At 40.5% G+C, this 14,601-nt stretch carries 15 protein-coding genes; 5 read left to right on the top strand and 10 right to left on the bottom strand.

The genetic code is table 11. The features are described 5' to 3' along the window. Positions 1–915: site-specific integrase (locus B2X72_RS11510; RefSeq protein ID WP_286849660.1), on the top strand; the 915-nt coding region annotated here is incomplete at its 5' end. A gap of 42 nt (positions 916–957) precedes the next feature. Here B2X72_RS11510 and B2X72_RS11505 read toward each other — a convergent pair. After that, a complete protein-coding gene (locus B2X72_RS11505) occupies positions 958–1,494 on the bottom strand; it encodes a hypothetical protein (RefSeq protein WP_286767491.1) in 537 nt (178 codons plus the stop codon). A gap of 395 nt (positions 1,495–1,889) precedes the next feature. Between B2X72_RS11505 and B2X72_RS11500 the strand changes: the two genes are divergently transcribed. Next, positions 1,890–2,237 (top strand): helix-hairpin-helix domain-containing protein, encoded by a 348-nt coding sequence (locus B2X72_RS11500; RefSeq protein ID WP_286767490.1) that lies wholly within the window; start codon positions 1,890–1,892, stop codon positions 2,235–2,237. Positions 2,238–2,392: 155 nt separating this feature from the next. On the opposite strand, the gene B2X72_RS11495 is transcribed toward B2X72_RS11500, so the two are convergent. Further along, positions 2,393–2,674: a hypothetical protein gene (locus B2X72_RS11495; RefSeq protein WP_286767489.1), complete on the bottom strand. Its 282-nt coding sequence runs from the start codon at positions 2,672–2,674 to the stop codon at positions 2,393–2,395. A 360-nt stretch (positions 2,675–3,034) separates the two neighbouring features. Here B2X72_RS11495 and B2X72_RS11490 point away from each other — a divergent pair, with 360 nt between their 5' ends. Together B2X72_RS11490 and B2X72_RS11485 are read left to right on the top strand one after the other, a co-directional pair. Next, positions 3,035–3,991, top strand: coding sequence for a helix-turn-helix domain-containing protein (locus B2X72_RS11490; protein WP_286767488.1), 957 nt, complete (start codon positions 3,035–3,037; stop codon positions 3,989–3,991). A gap of 537 nt (positions 3,992–4,528) precedes the next feature. Next, the gene (locus tag B2X72_RS11485; RefSeq protein WP_286767486.1) at positions 4,529–4,873 is read left to right on the top strand and encodes a hypothetical protein; all 345 of its coding nucleotides are present in this window, start codon (positions 4,529–4,531) and stop codon (positions 4,871–4,873) included. 59 nt (positions 4,874–4,932) lie between these two features. Here the strand turns inward: B2X72_RS11485 and B2X72_RS11480 are convergent, their stop codons facing one another. From B2X72_RS11480 to B2X72_RS11465, 4 genes are all read right to left on the bottom strand, one after another. Next, positions 4,933–6,291 carry a RagB/SusD family nutrient uptake outer membrane protein gene (locus B2X72_RS11480; protein WP_286767485.1) on the bottom strand — a complete coding sequence of 453 codons (1,359 nt, stop codon included), beginning with the start codon at positions 6,289–6,291 and terminating at the stop codon, positions 4,933–4,935. A 10-nt stretch (positions 6,292–6,301) separates the two neighbouring features. Then, a complete protein-coding gene (locus tag B2X72_RS11475; RefSeq protein WP_286849659.1) occupies positions 6,302–9,526 on the bottom strand; it encodes a SusC/RagA family TonB-linked outer membrane protein in 3,225 nt (1,074 codons plus the stop codon). A 4-nt stretch (positions 9,527–9,530) separates the two neighbouring features. Next, positions 9,531–10,727, bottom strand: a complete 1,197-nt coding sequence (locus B2X72_RS11470; RefSeq protein WP_286849658.1) for a TlpA family protein disulfide reductase — start codon at positions 10,725–10,727, stop codon at positions 9,531–9,533. Between the two features lie 281 nt (positions 10,728–11,008). After that, positions 11,009–11,137, bottom strand: coding sequence for a hypothetical protein (locus B2X72_RS11465; RefSeq protein WP_286767482.1), 129 nt, complete (start codon positions 11,135–11,137; stop codon positions 11,009–11,011). Between the two features lie 408 nt (positions 11,138–11,545). Here B2X72_RS11465 and B2X72_RS11460 point away from each other — a divergent pair, with 408 nt between their 5' ends. Then, the gene (locus B2X72_RS11460; protein WP_286767481.1) at positions 11,546–12,061 is read left to right on the top strand and encodes a helix-turn-helix domain-containing protein; all 516 of its coding nucleotides are present in this window, start codon (positions 11,546–11,548) and stop codon (positions 12,059–12,061) included. Between the two features lie 247 nt (positions 12,062–12,308). Here B2X72_RS11460 and B2X72_RS11455 read toward each other — a convergent pair whose 3' ends face one another. From B2X72_RS11455 to B2X72_RS11440, 4 genes are read right to left on the bottom strand one after another with little or no spacing between them, the layout of a single operon-like run. After that, on the bottom strand, positions 12,309–13,289 hold the full coding sequence (locus B2X72_RS11455) for a DUF5712 family protein (RefSeq protein WP_286849657.1): 981 nt from the start codon (positions 13,287–13,289) through the stop codon (positions 12,309–12,311). A 5-nt stretch (positions 13,290–13,294) separates the two neighbouring features. Then, complete coding sequence (locus B2X72_RS11450) at positions 13,295–13,849, bottom strand: BfmA/BtgA family mobilization protein (protein WP_104384689.1); 555 nt, start codon at positions 13,847–13,849, stop codon at positions 13,295–13,297. Then, positions 13,842–14,159, bottom strand: a complete 318-nt coding sequence (locus B2X72_RS11445) for a hypothetical protein (RefSeq protein WP_104384688.1) — start codon at positions 14,157–14,159, stop codon at positions 13,842–13,844. Before B2X72_RS11445 ends, B2X72_RS11450 begins: the two co-directional genes overlap by 8 nt. Next, positions 14,152–14,430, bottom strand: coding sequence for a helix-turn-helix domain-containing protein (locus B2X72_RS11440; RefSeq protein ID WP_286849656.1), 279 nt, complete (start codon positions 14,428–14,430; stop codon positions 14,152–14,154). Before B2X72_RS11440 ends, B2X72_RS11445 begins: the two co-directional genes overlap by 8 nt. Between the last annotated feature and the right edge of the window lie 171 nt (positions 14,431–14,601).

The following is a 14,601-nucleotide window of genomic DNA, read 5'->3' as shown; positions in this document are numbered from 1 at the left end:
CTCAAAGGGTATAAAACCTCTTTATCCCATGTTGGTGGATATCTGGAAAAAGAATACAGGTCGCAGGATATCGACACAAGAAAGATTGACCATGCTTTCGTCACAGGATACGAGTTCTTTCTACGTTCTACAATGGGCTGTTCGGCTGTATCGGCTGCAAAGTACATGAAACATCTGCGCAAGATCATCAAGATCTGTATCGCACACCGCTGGATCACCGAAGATCCATTTGCATTTTACAAGATCAAGGCGAAGGCTAAAGAGAAGGAGTTTCTAACAAATGCTGAACTTCGTAGGATAGAGGAAAAGGAATTCAAAATACCACGTCTTGCGCATGTGCGTGATATTTTTGTCTTCTGTTGCTATACCGGTCTGTCTTATGCCGATGTAAAGAAATTAAAATGGACAGATATCGCAGAAGGAGTGGACGGAAAACTCTGGATCTTCACAAGCAGGGAAAAAACAGAAACATCATCAAATATTCCGCTATTGCCAAAGGCACTTGAAGTTATTGAAAGATATCGTGATTATCCACCCTGCGTAGCTAAAGATATGGTACTTCCTGTTCTCAGTAATCAAAAAATGAACAGTTATCTCAAGGAAATCGCTGACCTGTGCGAGATCACCAAAGAACTCACTTTCCATAAATCACGCCATACTTTCGCTACTTCGGTTACACTGGCCAATAGCGTACCTATTGAAACAGTATCCAAGATGCTCGGACATACCGACATAAAAACCACACAGCATTATGCGAAACTCTTGGATAACAGGGTTGCCGTGGATATGGACAGACTGGAAAGAAAGATCGAGAATAAACCGGTTCCTGCAAATCAGGCTAAAATCGCTGAGTTATGTACTCCACAGGCTCTTACTTTTATTAGAACAGATCACAGTGGTCGAAATATCGCATAAATCCCAAAAGGAAGCTGTCTTTTATGCAGCTTCCTTTTCAGATTACGGTTGTAAATCCTTTTTATATATAAAGGTTACTTTACTTGTTTGGATGATATCTTCCTTGAAATTTAACAGGGAAACACTATATTCCATTTTTTCTCCTTCCTTAAATGTCAAAATCCGATCCATGTCCTTCGGTAAGAGTACTTTGTTGATTTGGATCACTCCTTGCATGGCATAAACTACGTCCCGGTTTTCTTGTTCGGCTGTTTTGATCTTCCACGAAAGTGGACTATTCACCGTTTTATTGCGGTTATCAAACTTCCCTTCACAGGTAAATAATGCAAATGAAGCGCTAATGTCTTTCGTATAGGTCAACTTAACGGGCCTATCTTTATACATGACGTATAGGCCTTTAGCATTAACGAAAAGTGTATCTGGATAGATCTTGTAGATATCATCTGCCTTTGGACAAGCATATTCTATGATGGGTTCCGGCTCTGGCTGAGGTTTTGGGTAGAATGGTTCATCACGGCTACAAGATGCGACAATTAAAAACAATACACTAAAAAGTGGAATAGTTAGTTTTTTGCTCATTATTGAAAATACTAGTATGGTTTATAAAATTCATATAAAAAGACGAAAAAAATATTCGTTATGTTACAGTTGAACCTATAAAATTTCAGTTATACCTCTTCTTTCTATACGTGCCCAAATTCTGTTCTCTTGTTGAGCGTCTGTTTTTTTGCTCATCTTCTATTAGCAATGGATCAATCTATCAATAGAAATTCTTTCTAATAGGTGTTGTTGAGAAAAACCTGGCCTACAGGTTTAATTAATCGAGTATTTTAAATGCTTGAGCATGGTCAAATGGGAGTTGGTCGAATAAATTTGGAATTATTATCCACCTTTACCTAATTTGAATGTTGATTTCGAGCAGGATAATGGTCGGAACAGATAGCCATTAATATATAACCAAACCCTCTGAAAACATGAATGAACACGAAATTGATATTTATCTGGAAGATGTGAAAACGAGGCTTGATCTTCGAAAGATGGATTACAATTCACTTCGAAACCTTTCCCTGAAATTGCAGAGGATATTGGGCGATAATCAATTTATCCATGAGTTGGTCCTTGAAAGCGACCTCTTCTATTTCCGGCAGGAGATCAGCGGAAAGACCGTCAGTGCCCTTCACAAGCATGGGATAATAACGGTTGCACAGCTCATGGACTGTTCTTATGGAGATCTTGCCGGCATGGACGGATTAGGCCAGAAATCCCTTTCAGAAATATCAGGCTTTGTTAAGGAACTTGGAAAATGGCCCGCCGAATTTTGAAAGATCTTCCGAAAAGTGTAATTTGATATTGTTTTTCAAACAAATCCCATAAACTAATCCTTAAGCGGCTGCTCCGAAAGGGTGGCCGTTTTACTATGGATACCCCTCAGTGGAAAGTTCTTCGGAGATAAGGATCATGGTATGGGTCGACGCTTTTATAGGTCTGGATTTTCTTCCCCTTTATCCCTTCTCCATTTTTTCTCGGTATAGGAGTTAAAATTTGATTTTTTCCATTTGGTCAGGTGGTAGCCCTTGCAATGCGTACAGTAATATGCACGTCGCTGTGTGGGCCTTCCCTGCCGGTGCTTGACGCGGCGGCCTGTTTCGTCCCTTTTGAAAAAGTAGTTCCACTTAATGTCGAGCATGACGAGCCGGGCCTCTATCCAGGAAGCAAATATCACCTTTCCGGTTTCCCTGCATTTTTTATTGGTCGCCATAGAAATAAGTTTTGTTTTTCTGTATTCCCTTCGGTTATATTTTGGTCCTTTGAGGCAATATATTTCGAAAATATTTCTCTGCCCGTCAGCATGTCCAGATCGCTCCCTATTTCGACCATAGGTATTGACAGCTTTCTAAAGCTAACCAATTTGCTGCTGAAAACGAAGCAGGCAGCTGTCAGGTCAGGAGAAAGGCTGTGCGAAAAAGTCAGATATCGAGGAAATCGTGCAGCTTATGGTGGTCAGACGTCTGTTTGTCGAAAAAATTTGCTAATGTGAAATGTAACAACCTACATTTAATGTATTTCGTGCTCCTAAAGTAGCCCAAATAGAACAGGATACAATTATTTTTTTGCGTTTATGACGGATCATTTTGATATTATTTTTACCACAGAGCCCCTTTCCGTACTTGATTTAGGTAGCAGTCCTGCTGGCTGGACGGAAAGTGTTTTAAAGTCAGCAACATCGTCCTTAAGGTATTTTTTTCCGAAAGCAGAAGTCCTCTGCGGGAAGCTACTCCTAAAAAAATACCATATTGAACTTTTACAGGTCCATACAGAAGAACCTTTCTGCCTTCGATTTCAGTTGGACCGTGACAGGCTTTTCCTTTTATTTACGATACAGGGAGATCTCAGGTTTTCTACAGAAGATGGTGCCGAAGTCACCACGGCAAACGAAGACAGCTTTTATCCCTCACATAGCAGGGCCGGAGTCTACAGAGGGGAAATTGTAAAAGAGTCTGTAGTAAAGGCTCTCATTATTTCATTTGATCCGAAATGGACAGAAAGTATTGTCCGGCCCTATAGGGTCCTATGGGAGGCGTTAAGGGAAATAGCGCTTTCCGATAGACAGTTCAGCATCCTTCCGCGCCTTAGGATTGATCATGTGCTGGGAGAAGAACTTGGTGAGATACTGGACTTCAATGATGCCAATATCGGGATCGTCAAGCTCAAAATGCGCAAGAAGATTGCTATGGTCCTGAAGTCTTACCACGAAATGCTGGTCAGCTCGGGACTGGACAGGATCTATCTTGCAGGATTATATATAATGAAAAATTTTACAGATCCAGAAATTGATATCCAGTCGCTGCTACAGGATCTACCCATGAGCAATAAAACTTTTCGAAGAAAGTTCAGGGTCATATTTGGAACAACACCCTATGACTATTGTGTCAGGCTAAGAATGGAGAAGGCTCAAAAATTCATCAATGAACAGGGACTGACCCAAAAAGAAGTATATTCCCTGGTCGGCTACACGGATCTTGGTAGCTTTTCACGTATCTATCGCAGCTACTGCCGAAATGGGGGAAAGAAATAACCCTCATGTAGATCTTTCTATTGTATCTCTTTTGTTACCCAAAAAGGGAATAAACGGACATTCTGGTTAAAAATAGGCCAAAAGTTGTCCGTTTTTTCCTTTCCCAGCTAAAATTTGACCCTGAACTTTGTATTAAAGCTTTTCCTAGATGCTTTTTAGAAAGCATATATGGATGAAGCTGGAAACATATAATAAAATATTTATACCATGAACAGGTCCACATCAGCAGCGAAAAAGCAGATAAGACATCTCCTTCGGAGGACAGTATTGCTGTTCTATTGGATACCGATATGGCAGAGGATATGCATCAATGCGATATTTGGACTGATCCCGCCCAAAGTTCATGTTCGGAGAATATGGTATGCCAATAAATTTGCACTGTTCACGGTTTATGCGGCCCATTGGTTTCAAGGAGACCGGTAGGCCAATGACCAGGATCCCTCAACCGCATAACTGTGAGGCAAAACCGGAGTGCACAAAAAATAACATCATTATAAACTAAAGTTCGCACTTATCTTCAAGTGCATAATTTGCCTTATGGGTATATTAAAAAAGAGCTGGCTACGTGCTGGCACATTAACATTATTAGGATTGGGCATGATATACGGTGCTCAAAGTTTTACGGAAAAAGAAGAAGCTAAAGAAGAAGCCCAAAAGACCGAATTAGTAGGCGAAAAATGGTTTCATTTAAAAAATGGTGGCGATCAAACAAATCCCGCGGACTATACCTTAGCCAACGGAAATGGGAATTCTCCTGAGTCATGCAACTCTGGAGATGACGAGATCTGCTCGATTTATGCGCAGCCTTCTTCAAATCCTACCCAACCCAATTTAGCAACGGTTGACGAAGAAAAAACAATTATGAGAGAGGCTACCAATTAGCCTGAATCCAAAAATAACATAAATATAGGCAGGAAAACTACTTCCTGCCTATATTTATGTTAACGCAAATTTTGTTCCATGCCAGTCCTTTCAATCACCCGTCTAGGGATAGGCAGCGTATACATCGGACTATTTGGCAATAATTCATATACTTTTTCCCCTAATTTTCTTTTTATAATGTTTTGAAGACCGGATTCTCGATTCAATCGCCTTAAATCGCTCCAACGGGTACCCCTTAGAATAAGTTCTTTTCTTCTATGATCCAGAACAATTAATAAGAGATTTTTGCGATCATCCAATTCCAACGGGTGAAAATCGTTCTTATCTATTCTATTGGCCAGAAATAAATTTAATGTCTGAAGCCCTTGTTTTAGTTTATCTTGCCTTATCTGACACTCCGATTTTATCAATAGCATTTCATCTACGGCAATTCCATTGAACAGACTTGAAGAACCATCATAGCCCCCTTTGAAAGAATAGCCTCCAGTAGCCTCACTTTTAAAATAGATTTTCTTTCGCAGGTCATTTTCCGCATAACTCTTTATCAGAATGGAGTCCACTTTGTGCCTTGGTGAACGAAGAACGGTTTTGGAAAGCATCGAACTGTGAAATATCACCTCTTCGTTAAACCTCTTAAATGGAGAGGACAGAGAAGAATTTACCATGTTGAAATCGATAATCTTTGATTCTGTAGACTTTAGGCAATCATCAGCCATTTGCTCCGCCTTTGAATAGTCACCCATTATCAAATAAATTTTAGAAAATAGACCGATGGCAGCACTCTTGCTTGGAAGTGTCTTGACATCAGTCTTTTCTGGCAATAGATCAACTGCCATTTTCACATCTTCCATAATTTGCGAATAGGTTTCCAGCATTGTAGAACGAACAGATTTTTTATTAAGATCAGGATCCAACCTTAAAGGTAGCCCCAATTTTTTTTGCGCAGAAGCTGATTCATAGGGCTCCATATAAATTTGGGCCAACTGGAAATAGGCGTAGGACCTAAAGAAAAGAGCCGTTCCCTTTAATCTGTCATGATCTGGCCTACTGATCTGTTCCTTATTTTTTTCTAATGTCTCCAATACAACATTTGCAGTAAATATCGTAACATAGCCATAAGACCATTCATTATTATCACTGTCCAGAAAGATCTGGTCATCCCATATATATGCATTCCTTGCATCGAGATCAGTCAACACATTCCATGTATTTTCGTCAAGATAATAGTTGTCACACGAAATTTCACCAAATGATGGATAATAGATATTCATTTTGGTTGTATTGTTCAACAATGCCCAAAGGTCTTCGGCCGACTCAGGGACCACTTGGGATTTATCCGGTTTGATGTCAAGGTATGAATTACAGCTCGTAAAACTTAACAAAAAACAAAAAGCAATTATTTTTATATGATTCGCCATGATCTTATATTTATTTAAGTGAGAACCTGAGCCCTACTGAGAAACTTCTCGCTATAGGGATTTCTGATAATATATCGGGGTCATAGTTTTCTTTATGGGCACGCCATATTGTCCCTATGTTATCGGCCTGGAGATATAGCCTGAGATTATTGATAAACCTGCCATTCCATTTTGGGATATACGAGATGATCGCATCAGACAAACGGATATTATCCGCTCTATGCACCAATATTTCGGAATTCCTGTAGAAATTTTCCCTTCCGGAAACAGTTGGGAAAACTATGGACGGCACGTTCGTAGTGAGTTCGTCACCGGGGTTCTGCCATCGTTCTAGGTAGTCGGGGTGAACAGCACCATTCAGTAGCATATTATAGTTAACTGTTGGAGATCTATAAAAATAGCCCAACCTAAAAACTAAATTGAATGAAAGTTCAAAGCAACCCATGGAAACTGTATTGCGCATATTGCCAAATTTAGTAGGTACAGCGGAACCATTAAATACAAGGTCCTCATATTTAGATCCTGTAGTAAGGTTTCCGTAATTATCTGTCAGCTCCCCTCCTGAGTAGCCCAATGGATTGCCGTTTGCATGATCCAGACCGCCCCAGCGGTAACTAAAAATGCCATATACAGGTTTCCCAATAATTGGAGAGATCAACAGTCCGTTCCCTACGATATCGCTTCCCCCGTTTTTTTCAACTTCGTAAGAAGTGACTCTGTCATTGGCCATACTGAAGTTGAGTTGGGTATTCCATTTAATTTTGCCCTGAATATTGGAACTATTGATGGAAAGATCCATTCCTTTACCCTTCATAGAGGCGACATTTCCTCTGTATCCAAATTTAGTGGTTGAGATCGTAACACCTGTGGTGGGGTCAACTAGAGCATCACCTATAAGATCGGTACTTCTTTTGCTGTAAAAGTCAAAGCTCCCCGATAGCCTCGAAGACAATATGGAAAAATCCAGGCCTACATTTGTTATTGCCGTCTTCTCCCACCTTAGATCTGGGTTCGGCGGATTTATTATGGTCGCAAATTGTTTTCCATTATAAGGATCTGGATAGGTACTATATCGCATAGTTGTATAGGCAGACATAGAATTGTCAACATTTCCATTGAAACCATAGGTCGCCCTTATTTTTAGGTTCTGTATCCATCCCACGTCGAAAAAGGGCTCACTGGTCAGCAGGTAGGAGAGCCCTGCCGACCAAAGCGGTACAAACCGCTGATTGGAATTTACCCCAAATAGGTTTGATCCGTCTTTTCTGATACTTACTGACGCAGTGTATCTATTCTTAAAGCCATAGGCACCATTTATATAGTATGAAATGTTCCTATCTGTCCGATGGCCAAAGCCGGTTCCCTCATATATTTTAGATGTCAGTGCCGGGAAATACAACAGCGGATATTCTTCGTCATAATTGACCAAAGAGCTTGTTAAAACGGCAGCGTTATATCCATACGTACGTGCTTTTTCCCATTTGCCAGTCATCTGCCTAACATCAATCCCCGCAATCCCGGAAAACTCATGGTTGCCGATCTGATAATTATAATTCATCATTGTACGGAAATTATGCGATGCCAGCCTGCTTTCTGTATTGTCCAGAATATCACCCAATGGGACCCGTCTCTTGATATCTCCTGATGTAGTTATTTCTGTAAACTGATTTATATAGTTTCTGGTTTCATAACTATTCACGGATTGTCTATTATGTATTCCCTTCTGCGCTGACAGAAACTGATAAATCAGATTTAGGTTTAAGCCCTTGACCAGCTTTAGCTCAAGGCCTGTCCGCAGTACAATTTCTCTTTCCCTGTTAACATTGTCTCTAAATCCGACATCTTCAATGGGCCTATATTTCCAGTCCAGTGTCCCTCTGGTTTCATTCTCTACCACAAAAGATTCCCTAAAATTACCTGGCCAGATTGCAGGATTATTGTCCCCGTCAAACAATGTGTAATACGACGAAATAGGCACGGTTCCCTTTGCAATCCCGTCCCAGCTCGGTTTCCCGCTATTCTGTTCCGTATTGGTGAAAGTAAGGCCAACATTGAGTTTAAATTTTCCTGACAGCTCAATGGTATTATCTGTACGTATATTGAACCGATTATCAACAGCCTCCAGCGAAGATGCAGCCCTATCGTAGCCTGCATCCAAAAGGTAGGTATGCGTTTGCGCACCCCCGGCAATGTTCATGGAATATTGTTGCCTGTTAGCTCTGGTATACCAGGACCGCTGTAAATCCGATACGATATTGTTACCCTTAAGATATTCTTTTCCCAGTTGAAAATCCTGTTCACTGATCATGTTGTCCCTTCTTTTTATCAACAGCTCCACAAAAGGAGAAAGCGGTTCATGAACAACACTGTTCTCAATATCGGTATAAGCTCCGCTGGAAAATAACAATTCTTCCAATTCAAGCTGATCGGCTGACCCGAGCATTGGAATCTTGACGAGGTTCGGTTTTTGGGCAACTGTAAAATTAAAGGTTCCATTTGCTCGGGCTTTCTGATTCTTCCCTTTCTTGGTCGTTATGACAATAACTCCATTGGCAGCTTGTACACCCCAAATTGAAGCAGCTGCGGCATCCCTCAATATAGTTATATTTTCGATGCTATTCGGGTTTATATTGTTGATATCGCCATCATAAGGAAAATTGTCCAGTACCACGAGAGGAGCGGAATTTCCTTTAATTGTACTCCTTCCCCGAATGCTCATATTTGACATATTCCCCAAAGAATTGTTATTTCTCCGATCAAAAAGGACCGAGCTGACCTGTCCGTCCAAACGATCAAGGAGTCCTATGGTCGTTCTTTTATTGAGTATATTGGAATCGATCAGGGTAAACGAGCCTGTTGACCTCTCTTTTGGGATCTTCTGATAACCGGTAGAAAAAACCTCTATATCATCCAGTTTAGTAGTGGCAGACCGCATGACAATCGTATTCTCTCCATTCTTAATGATATGTTTCTTATTTTCATACCCTATTCTGGTAATAAGGATTGCATGTGCTTTACTCTCCCTGGGGATGATGAACTGAAAGGTGCCGTCGGGATCAGACTGCGAATAGATTTCGCTTTCGATCAGGTGTATAGTAGCTCCAGAGATCGGATTGCCCAATGAGTCTAATATCCGTCCTGACACTTTTATGTGTCCTTGTTGGGCATCCAAGGGGTTTAAAAAGATAGCGACAAATAGGAAGCCAATAATGTGGCTATAAAATAATTTACCCATGATATTATAGTAGTCCTCCTTCAACTTTTTTAAACCTTAAAAAATCTACCTGTTGCATTTCTTTTCGCAATCTTAATCCATAGCCTTTTAGAAAACTGTTTATTTGGGTCAGCGAGGCCGAATTAAGAATTTCTTCATTTATAGCGTAAATCTTTTCTTTGTCAATTTCCGTGGTTACAAAAGGAAGATCTATCCGTTTGTTTAATAGGTAGACAATCCTTCCTGCGGAAACCTTTCCTCCGTTCAATTCGGATGAGTCTTCGAAATGGGGAGTCAATGGCTCAAGGACCAATTGAACCGTGTCTTTGGACACAAGTTTCATTGTAATACCAAAAAGACGCTCAATGTCTTCCTTTACTGCCTTTCTCAGTGCAATAATATCTTGGCTGCCAAACAGCTCATAGCAGAATAAATTATTTCCATCTATGTCCCATAGTTTTCTAGGGATGGACTTCGTTTTAGGGTCGGTCCACATCAAAAGATTTTTTATACCCATATTGGTCGCTTTAAACCATCTTTTGCCAGTAGAGGTATCTGTTGATATACCTATGGAAGAAGGTATACCCGCAAGATATTTTGTCAGCGTGCTCCTTGTTATCTGGTCGGAGCTAAAGTCAGGTCTTTTGAATAGGGTCAACGGTTCATTTAGATCATAATCGAGAATATCAGCTTTCTTGTTGAAAGTTAATGAACCTGTTGAAAGGAGTTTTTTTATATTCGTTCTATTTAAATCATTCGGATATGTTATTGCTACGACTATTCCTTTTTGGTCAATCCACACAAGATGGGGAACAGATCGGTGCGGAAATACGCTGGTCAATATGGATCCGTTAATAACTGATGAAAACTTTAGCGTTTTTAGAATATGATTGTTTTTGATCGTTTCTAGTACTTTGACTGAATTCTCTTCCGTAACCGGAATTATCGAAGTTGAGGGAAACTCCTCTTCTATCCCTATATTTTTTGGTATACTTCCGATACATGCACCGCACCACGTTGCCCAAAAATCCAGAATAATCAGTTTGCCCCGGTATTCGTTCAATGTAATCGTATCTTTTTTGTCTGGATGATTGACTATCTGTAATGGTATATGCCACAGTTCCTCTGGAATGGTATCGCTGATCTGTAGTGGTTTGGCCGGGATGTCTTTTACCACAGCCTGTGCGCTGACAGGCTGTGGAAAAGACAATAAACTAAACATAGAAACGAAAATGAATATATATAATTCTAACAAGTTTCTCCATATAGGGAGCCTTGTTGTTAAAATATCTTTTGGTAATAACAGTATATGTGTGATCATAATATGGTCTGTTTATGATCGAAAAAATGAGCATAGGCCGCCCATTCTGCATGATGCAGTTATTTTTTCGATGAAAATTGGTTTGTTATTTAGGGTTATAAAAAGAGCCGCTCCCAGCCCTTGGAAAATTTATGACGGATTCGGTCGGGACAAAGAGGGAGCGGAATGTGGTTATACTTAGATTATTCTGGAGGACAGGCTAATTTTTGGAGCAAGTACTTTTTGCTTGCATCAAAAGCAAAATAAGCATCACTATTACCATTTTTCAATGATAAAAGACGATGCTTATTCTGTGTACTTATTGTTCTCATCAGCTCTTATTTCTAAGAACTCTCCAAGAAGTGGCAAAAATGGATTGACTGCCGGCTTATCTTTACAGCGAGGTTTTGGCGAAACCTTTACTCATCACCCTAGGGTGTGACTTTCAGTATTCCATACTTCGAAAAGTATGGGCAATGCTCAGATGAAGCAAGCGCCAACCCTACCCTAGGAGTTTATATCTCCCAAAGATAGGAAAATTGACGCATTACCCACCCTCGCATTGCTAAATCGCCAAATCCGCTACGAGAGTTCGATATTGTCTAATTAATATCCTACTTTTTTATTCAATTCTCTACAAGCCCATTTTACTGCTTGTTTAAAACAAATATATTAATAATAATCTAAAAAAGAGAATTTATTTGCGCTTTTTTAGATTATTTTTATTTTGATTTTGTTGCATGAAAAAATTTAGTGCAACAATAACGAGGAAAAATATATTTATATTAATCCGCTATAGTGGACTGACATTGGAGGAATTTGGTAATATAATCGGATTGTCTAAAAGGTGGGTTCAATACGTGAAAGAAGGAAAATATGATTTTGATATACCTTCTATTGAAAAGGCCAGTAATTTCTTCAATGTACCATTTATTAAGTTAACTACAACCATTGTTACACCAAGTTTTGGGTATCGTAAAATGTTGGAGGCATATCATAAAAATAATACTGAATACGGTAAAATCCTGTCTGAACCTCCCTCAATTCCATATCTTATTGAATTTATCTTAATGAAAGACTCAGAATTTACTACGAGAACCGAAATGGAAATTAGAGATATAAGAAAAATTATAAGCAAATATGATCTTGATTATAAAGGGAGCAGTCTATCTACAGAGCTTCAAAAGTCTGATTTTGTGGAATTCTGGCCACACCCGACAAAAAATAGGACAAATTTGTATAGAGCAAAAATATAAATTACTGCCCAATTTCACCCTCTTAAAGCTTAGAGTGGCAAATACCATCCCATTGTCACCACTTAGGCCACCAAAAGGCAAGATGGTACAATTGGGTCAAGGGCGCTAGTAGGGGCAGTGTGATTGGGCGTTCACTATACCCTTGACCTTTGGACCATCGTGGCTAGATTTGCTTTCGCGGTGACAATAGATATCCATATGTAAGGCTATCTATATTTCGAGATATATGGAATAAAATTCTTTATTGTTAGCGCATACCTCGACCCCTGCCTTTCTTTTTTCGCTTTCTTTTTCTTTCCTCTTCCGTAGCAACAGTATCATGTCCTCCGAAATCCTGAACCGGAGCTAGTAAAATATCCAATAGCCCCCAACTAGCTTCTGGAAATGAAGGTGCCCATCCTGTTAGCTGTGGAAATTTCTCTAAGTCCACCTTTGAAAGAATCGGTTCGTCCCATTGCTTTTCCCTTACCGTATCTCCGCCACTCTTCAATTGTCTGTCAAGTGTATGCACTGCCGCCTGCTGGTCAATATTTCCGTTCTTCATCGTATTTGCGTAGAGTAGTGTATCTTTCAATTTTCGGTCAAAGCCGAACATCCTGTCGAAAACTGTCTCGCCACACTGCTTGAAAGCCATCTGGTCAAATTGTCCCATTTTTTTTGAATGTTCCACATTCCTTCCCCGTGACCTGTTCTGAGGGCTAAGCTTGATCCTGTTTGTTATATCTTTTCTGCTGACGATGACCTGCACATGGAACTGCGGCCCTTCTTTACGATCCCCTACTTTTTTTGTGCCATTTTTTACCTCTCTGTCCTTATGGCTGTAATACCGGTAGTTTTCCAGTTTGCCAAACCACAAAAGATCATTATTGCTTTCTATTCCTGGGCGCCTGAAATTGCGTGCATATTCATCCATGATCCTTACGGCGTATTCTTTCAGTTTTTCCCTCGCGCCCTGCTCGCCATAGGTAGACAGCAGAAAGTCGATCTCTTTTCTGCTGGGGCTGATGTTGATCAGAAAAAACTTACTGTCATCTTTTCCCAGCTTGGCGATATTGCCATCTATACCGATACGGACTTCATGCGGCCTGATGTTACTGCTAGCCCCATTGAACCAATGCTGGGGCACTTTGTTTTCAGCAAGACGGTTTTCCTTCTCAAGATAAGAGACTAGATTCCCGCAGCTTTCCTTATTGTTCCCTGTTTCGGAATCCGTGATATTGATATACATAGCGACTAAAGTTTATCCAGTGCTTCTCTGACCTGTTTGGCCAGTTCTTCCTTTCTGGCGGCAGAGACCGACCAGCCCAGCGTCTCCCGTTGACTGATATAATGTTCAAGGATCTTTCTGAAACTATCTTTTAGCTCCTGTTTTTCTGCGATCCCCAAAAGTAATTTCTTAAGGACTTTATCAAGGCTCCCGAAATATTCCGTATTGGCTTTCAAAAATTTTGATGCCTGCTGCTGTTCATTAGAAATAATGTCTATCGCTCCTGATTGTTGTCTGTGCATGGTCGTCAGTTCATCCAGCATGGAATATAGGGGTACCAACAGGTCGGTTTCCTGCTTTCTGATAAAGGAAAGTATACGGCTTACTCCACTGGAAAGTTCCTTTTTCAGCACCTCATCGTTCAGATCGGCCGGATCCTTCTTGCTCCTGTAGAAATAATCTACCATCTGTATCACCAGCAGGCGTTTTGTCCGACCGAGTTTAAGGGAAAGATGTTCGAGCCTGCCGTCCACTTCCATGGGGAAGCGGACGGACCTTGTGTTTTCATCGGACCTAGCCATTGCTGCCGGGATTATTGTTCATGATAAACCTGAACCTGCTTGCGTTGGTCGGATGCCATGAGGGGATATACTCAAGATAACCAAACCGGACAAGTTCGGAAAGGCATTTATGATAGGTAGCAATGGAACGTATGCGGGAAAAATGCATCAGTTTCCTGCGGCTCGTATGAAAAAAATCGTTGAAATTATCATGCTGCTGAAAATAGCATAGGGCAATGACAAGCCCGATATGTGAAGGGAGTAGTCTATCATCCTGCGTGATATGTTCAAAATAAACGCTAAAGTTATGGTCATGCGTATTATTAACCATTGCCGTCTCCTCCTTCCATCATCATATTTACATCGCTACTGCGATAATACATGCTGCCACCGATTTTCTTGAAGGGCAGTACTCCGGTTATCCGCAGGTTCTGCAATGTTCCGGGGGATATGTTCAGTTTCTTTCTAACCTCCCGGCTACGGAGCCATTCTCTTTCTCCGTTTTCCGCTAAGTTCTTTCCTTTTACGATCTGTCTGATTTCATCGAGCAGCTCTTTTTTAAATAGCTGTAAATCTTCTTTTGTCAGAATGTCTAGTAGCATAGTAAACCAATTTTGTGAGCAATATGGGATCCAGCGATATGCCGGACCAATGCTACAAAATTGGGTTCTGGAAGAGGGTTTTGGATGACCACAAGACTGCGATGGTCATGTTCAATAATCAGACAGGGCGGCCATTAACCCTGATTTTTAGGAATAATGTCGAATAGTTTT

Source organism: Sphingobacterium sp. UBA7253 (genome assembly GCF_002472745.1).
GTDB classification, from domain to species: domain Bacteria; phylum Bacteroidota; class Bacteroidia; order Sphingobacteriales; family Sphingobacteriaceae; genus Sphingobacterium; species Sphingobacterium siyangense.
This window is presented reverse-complemented; position numbering and strand designations above follow the sequence as displayed.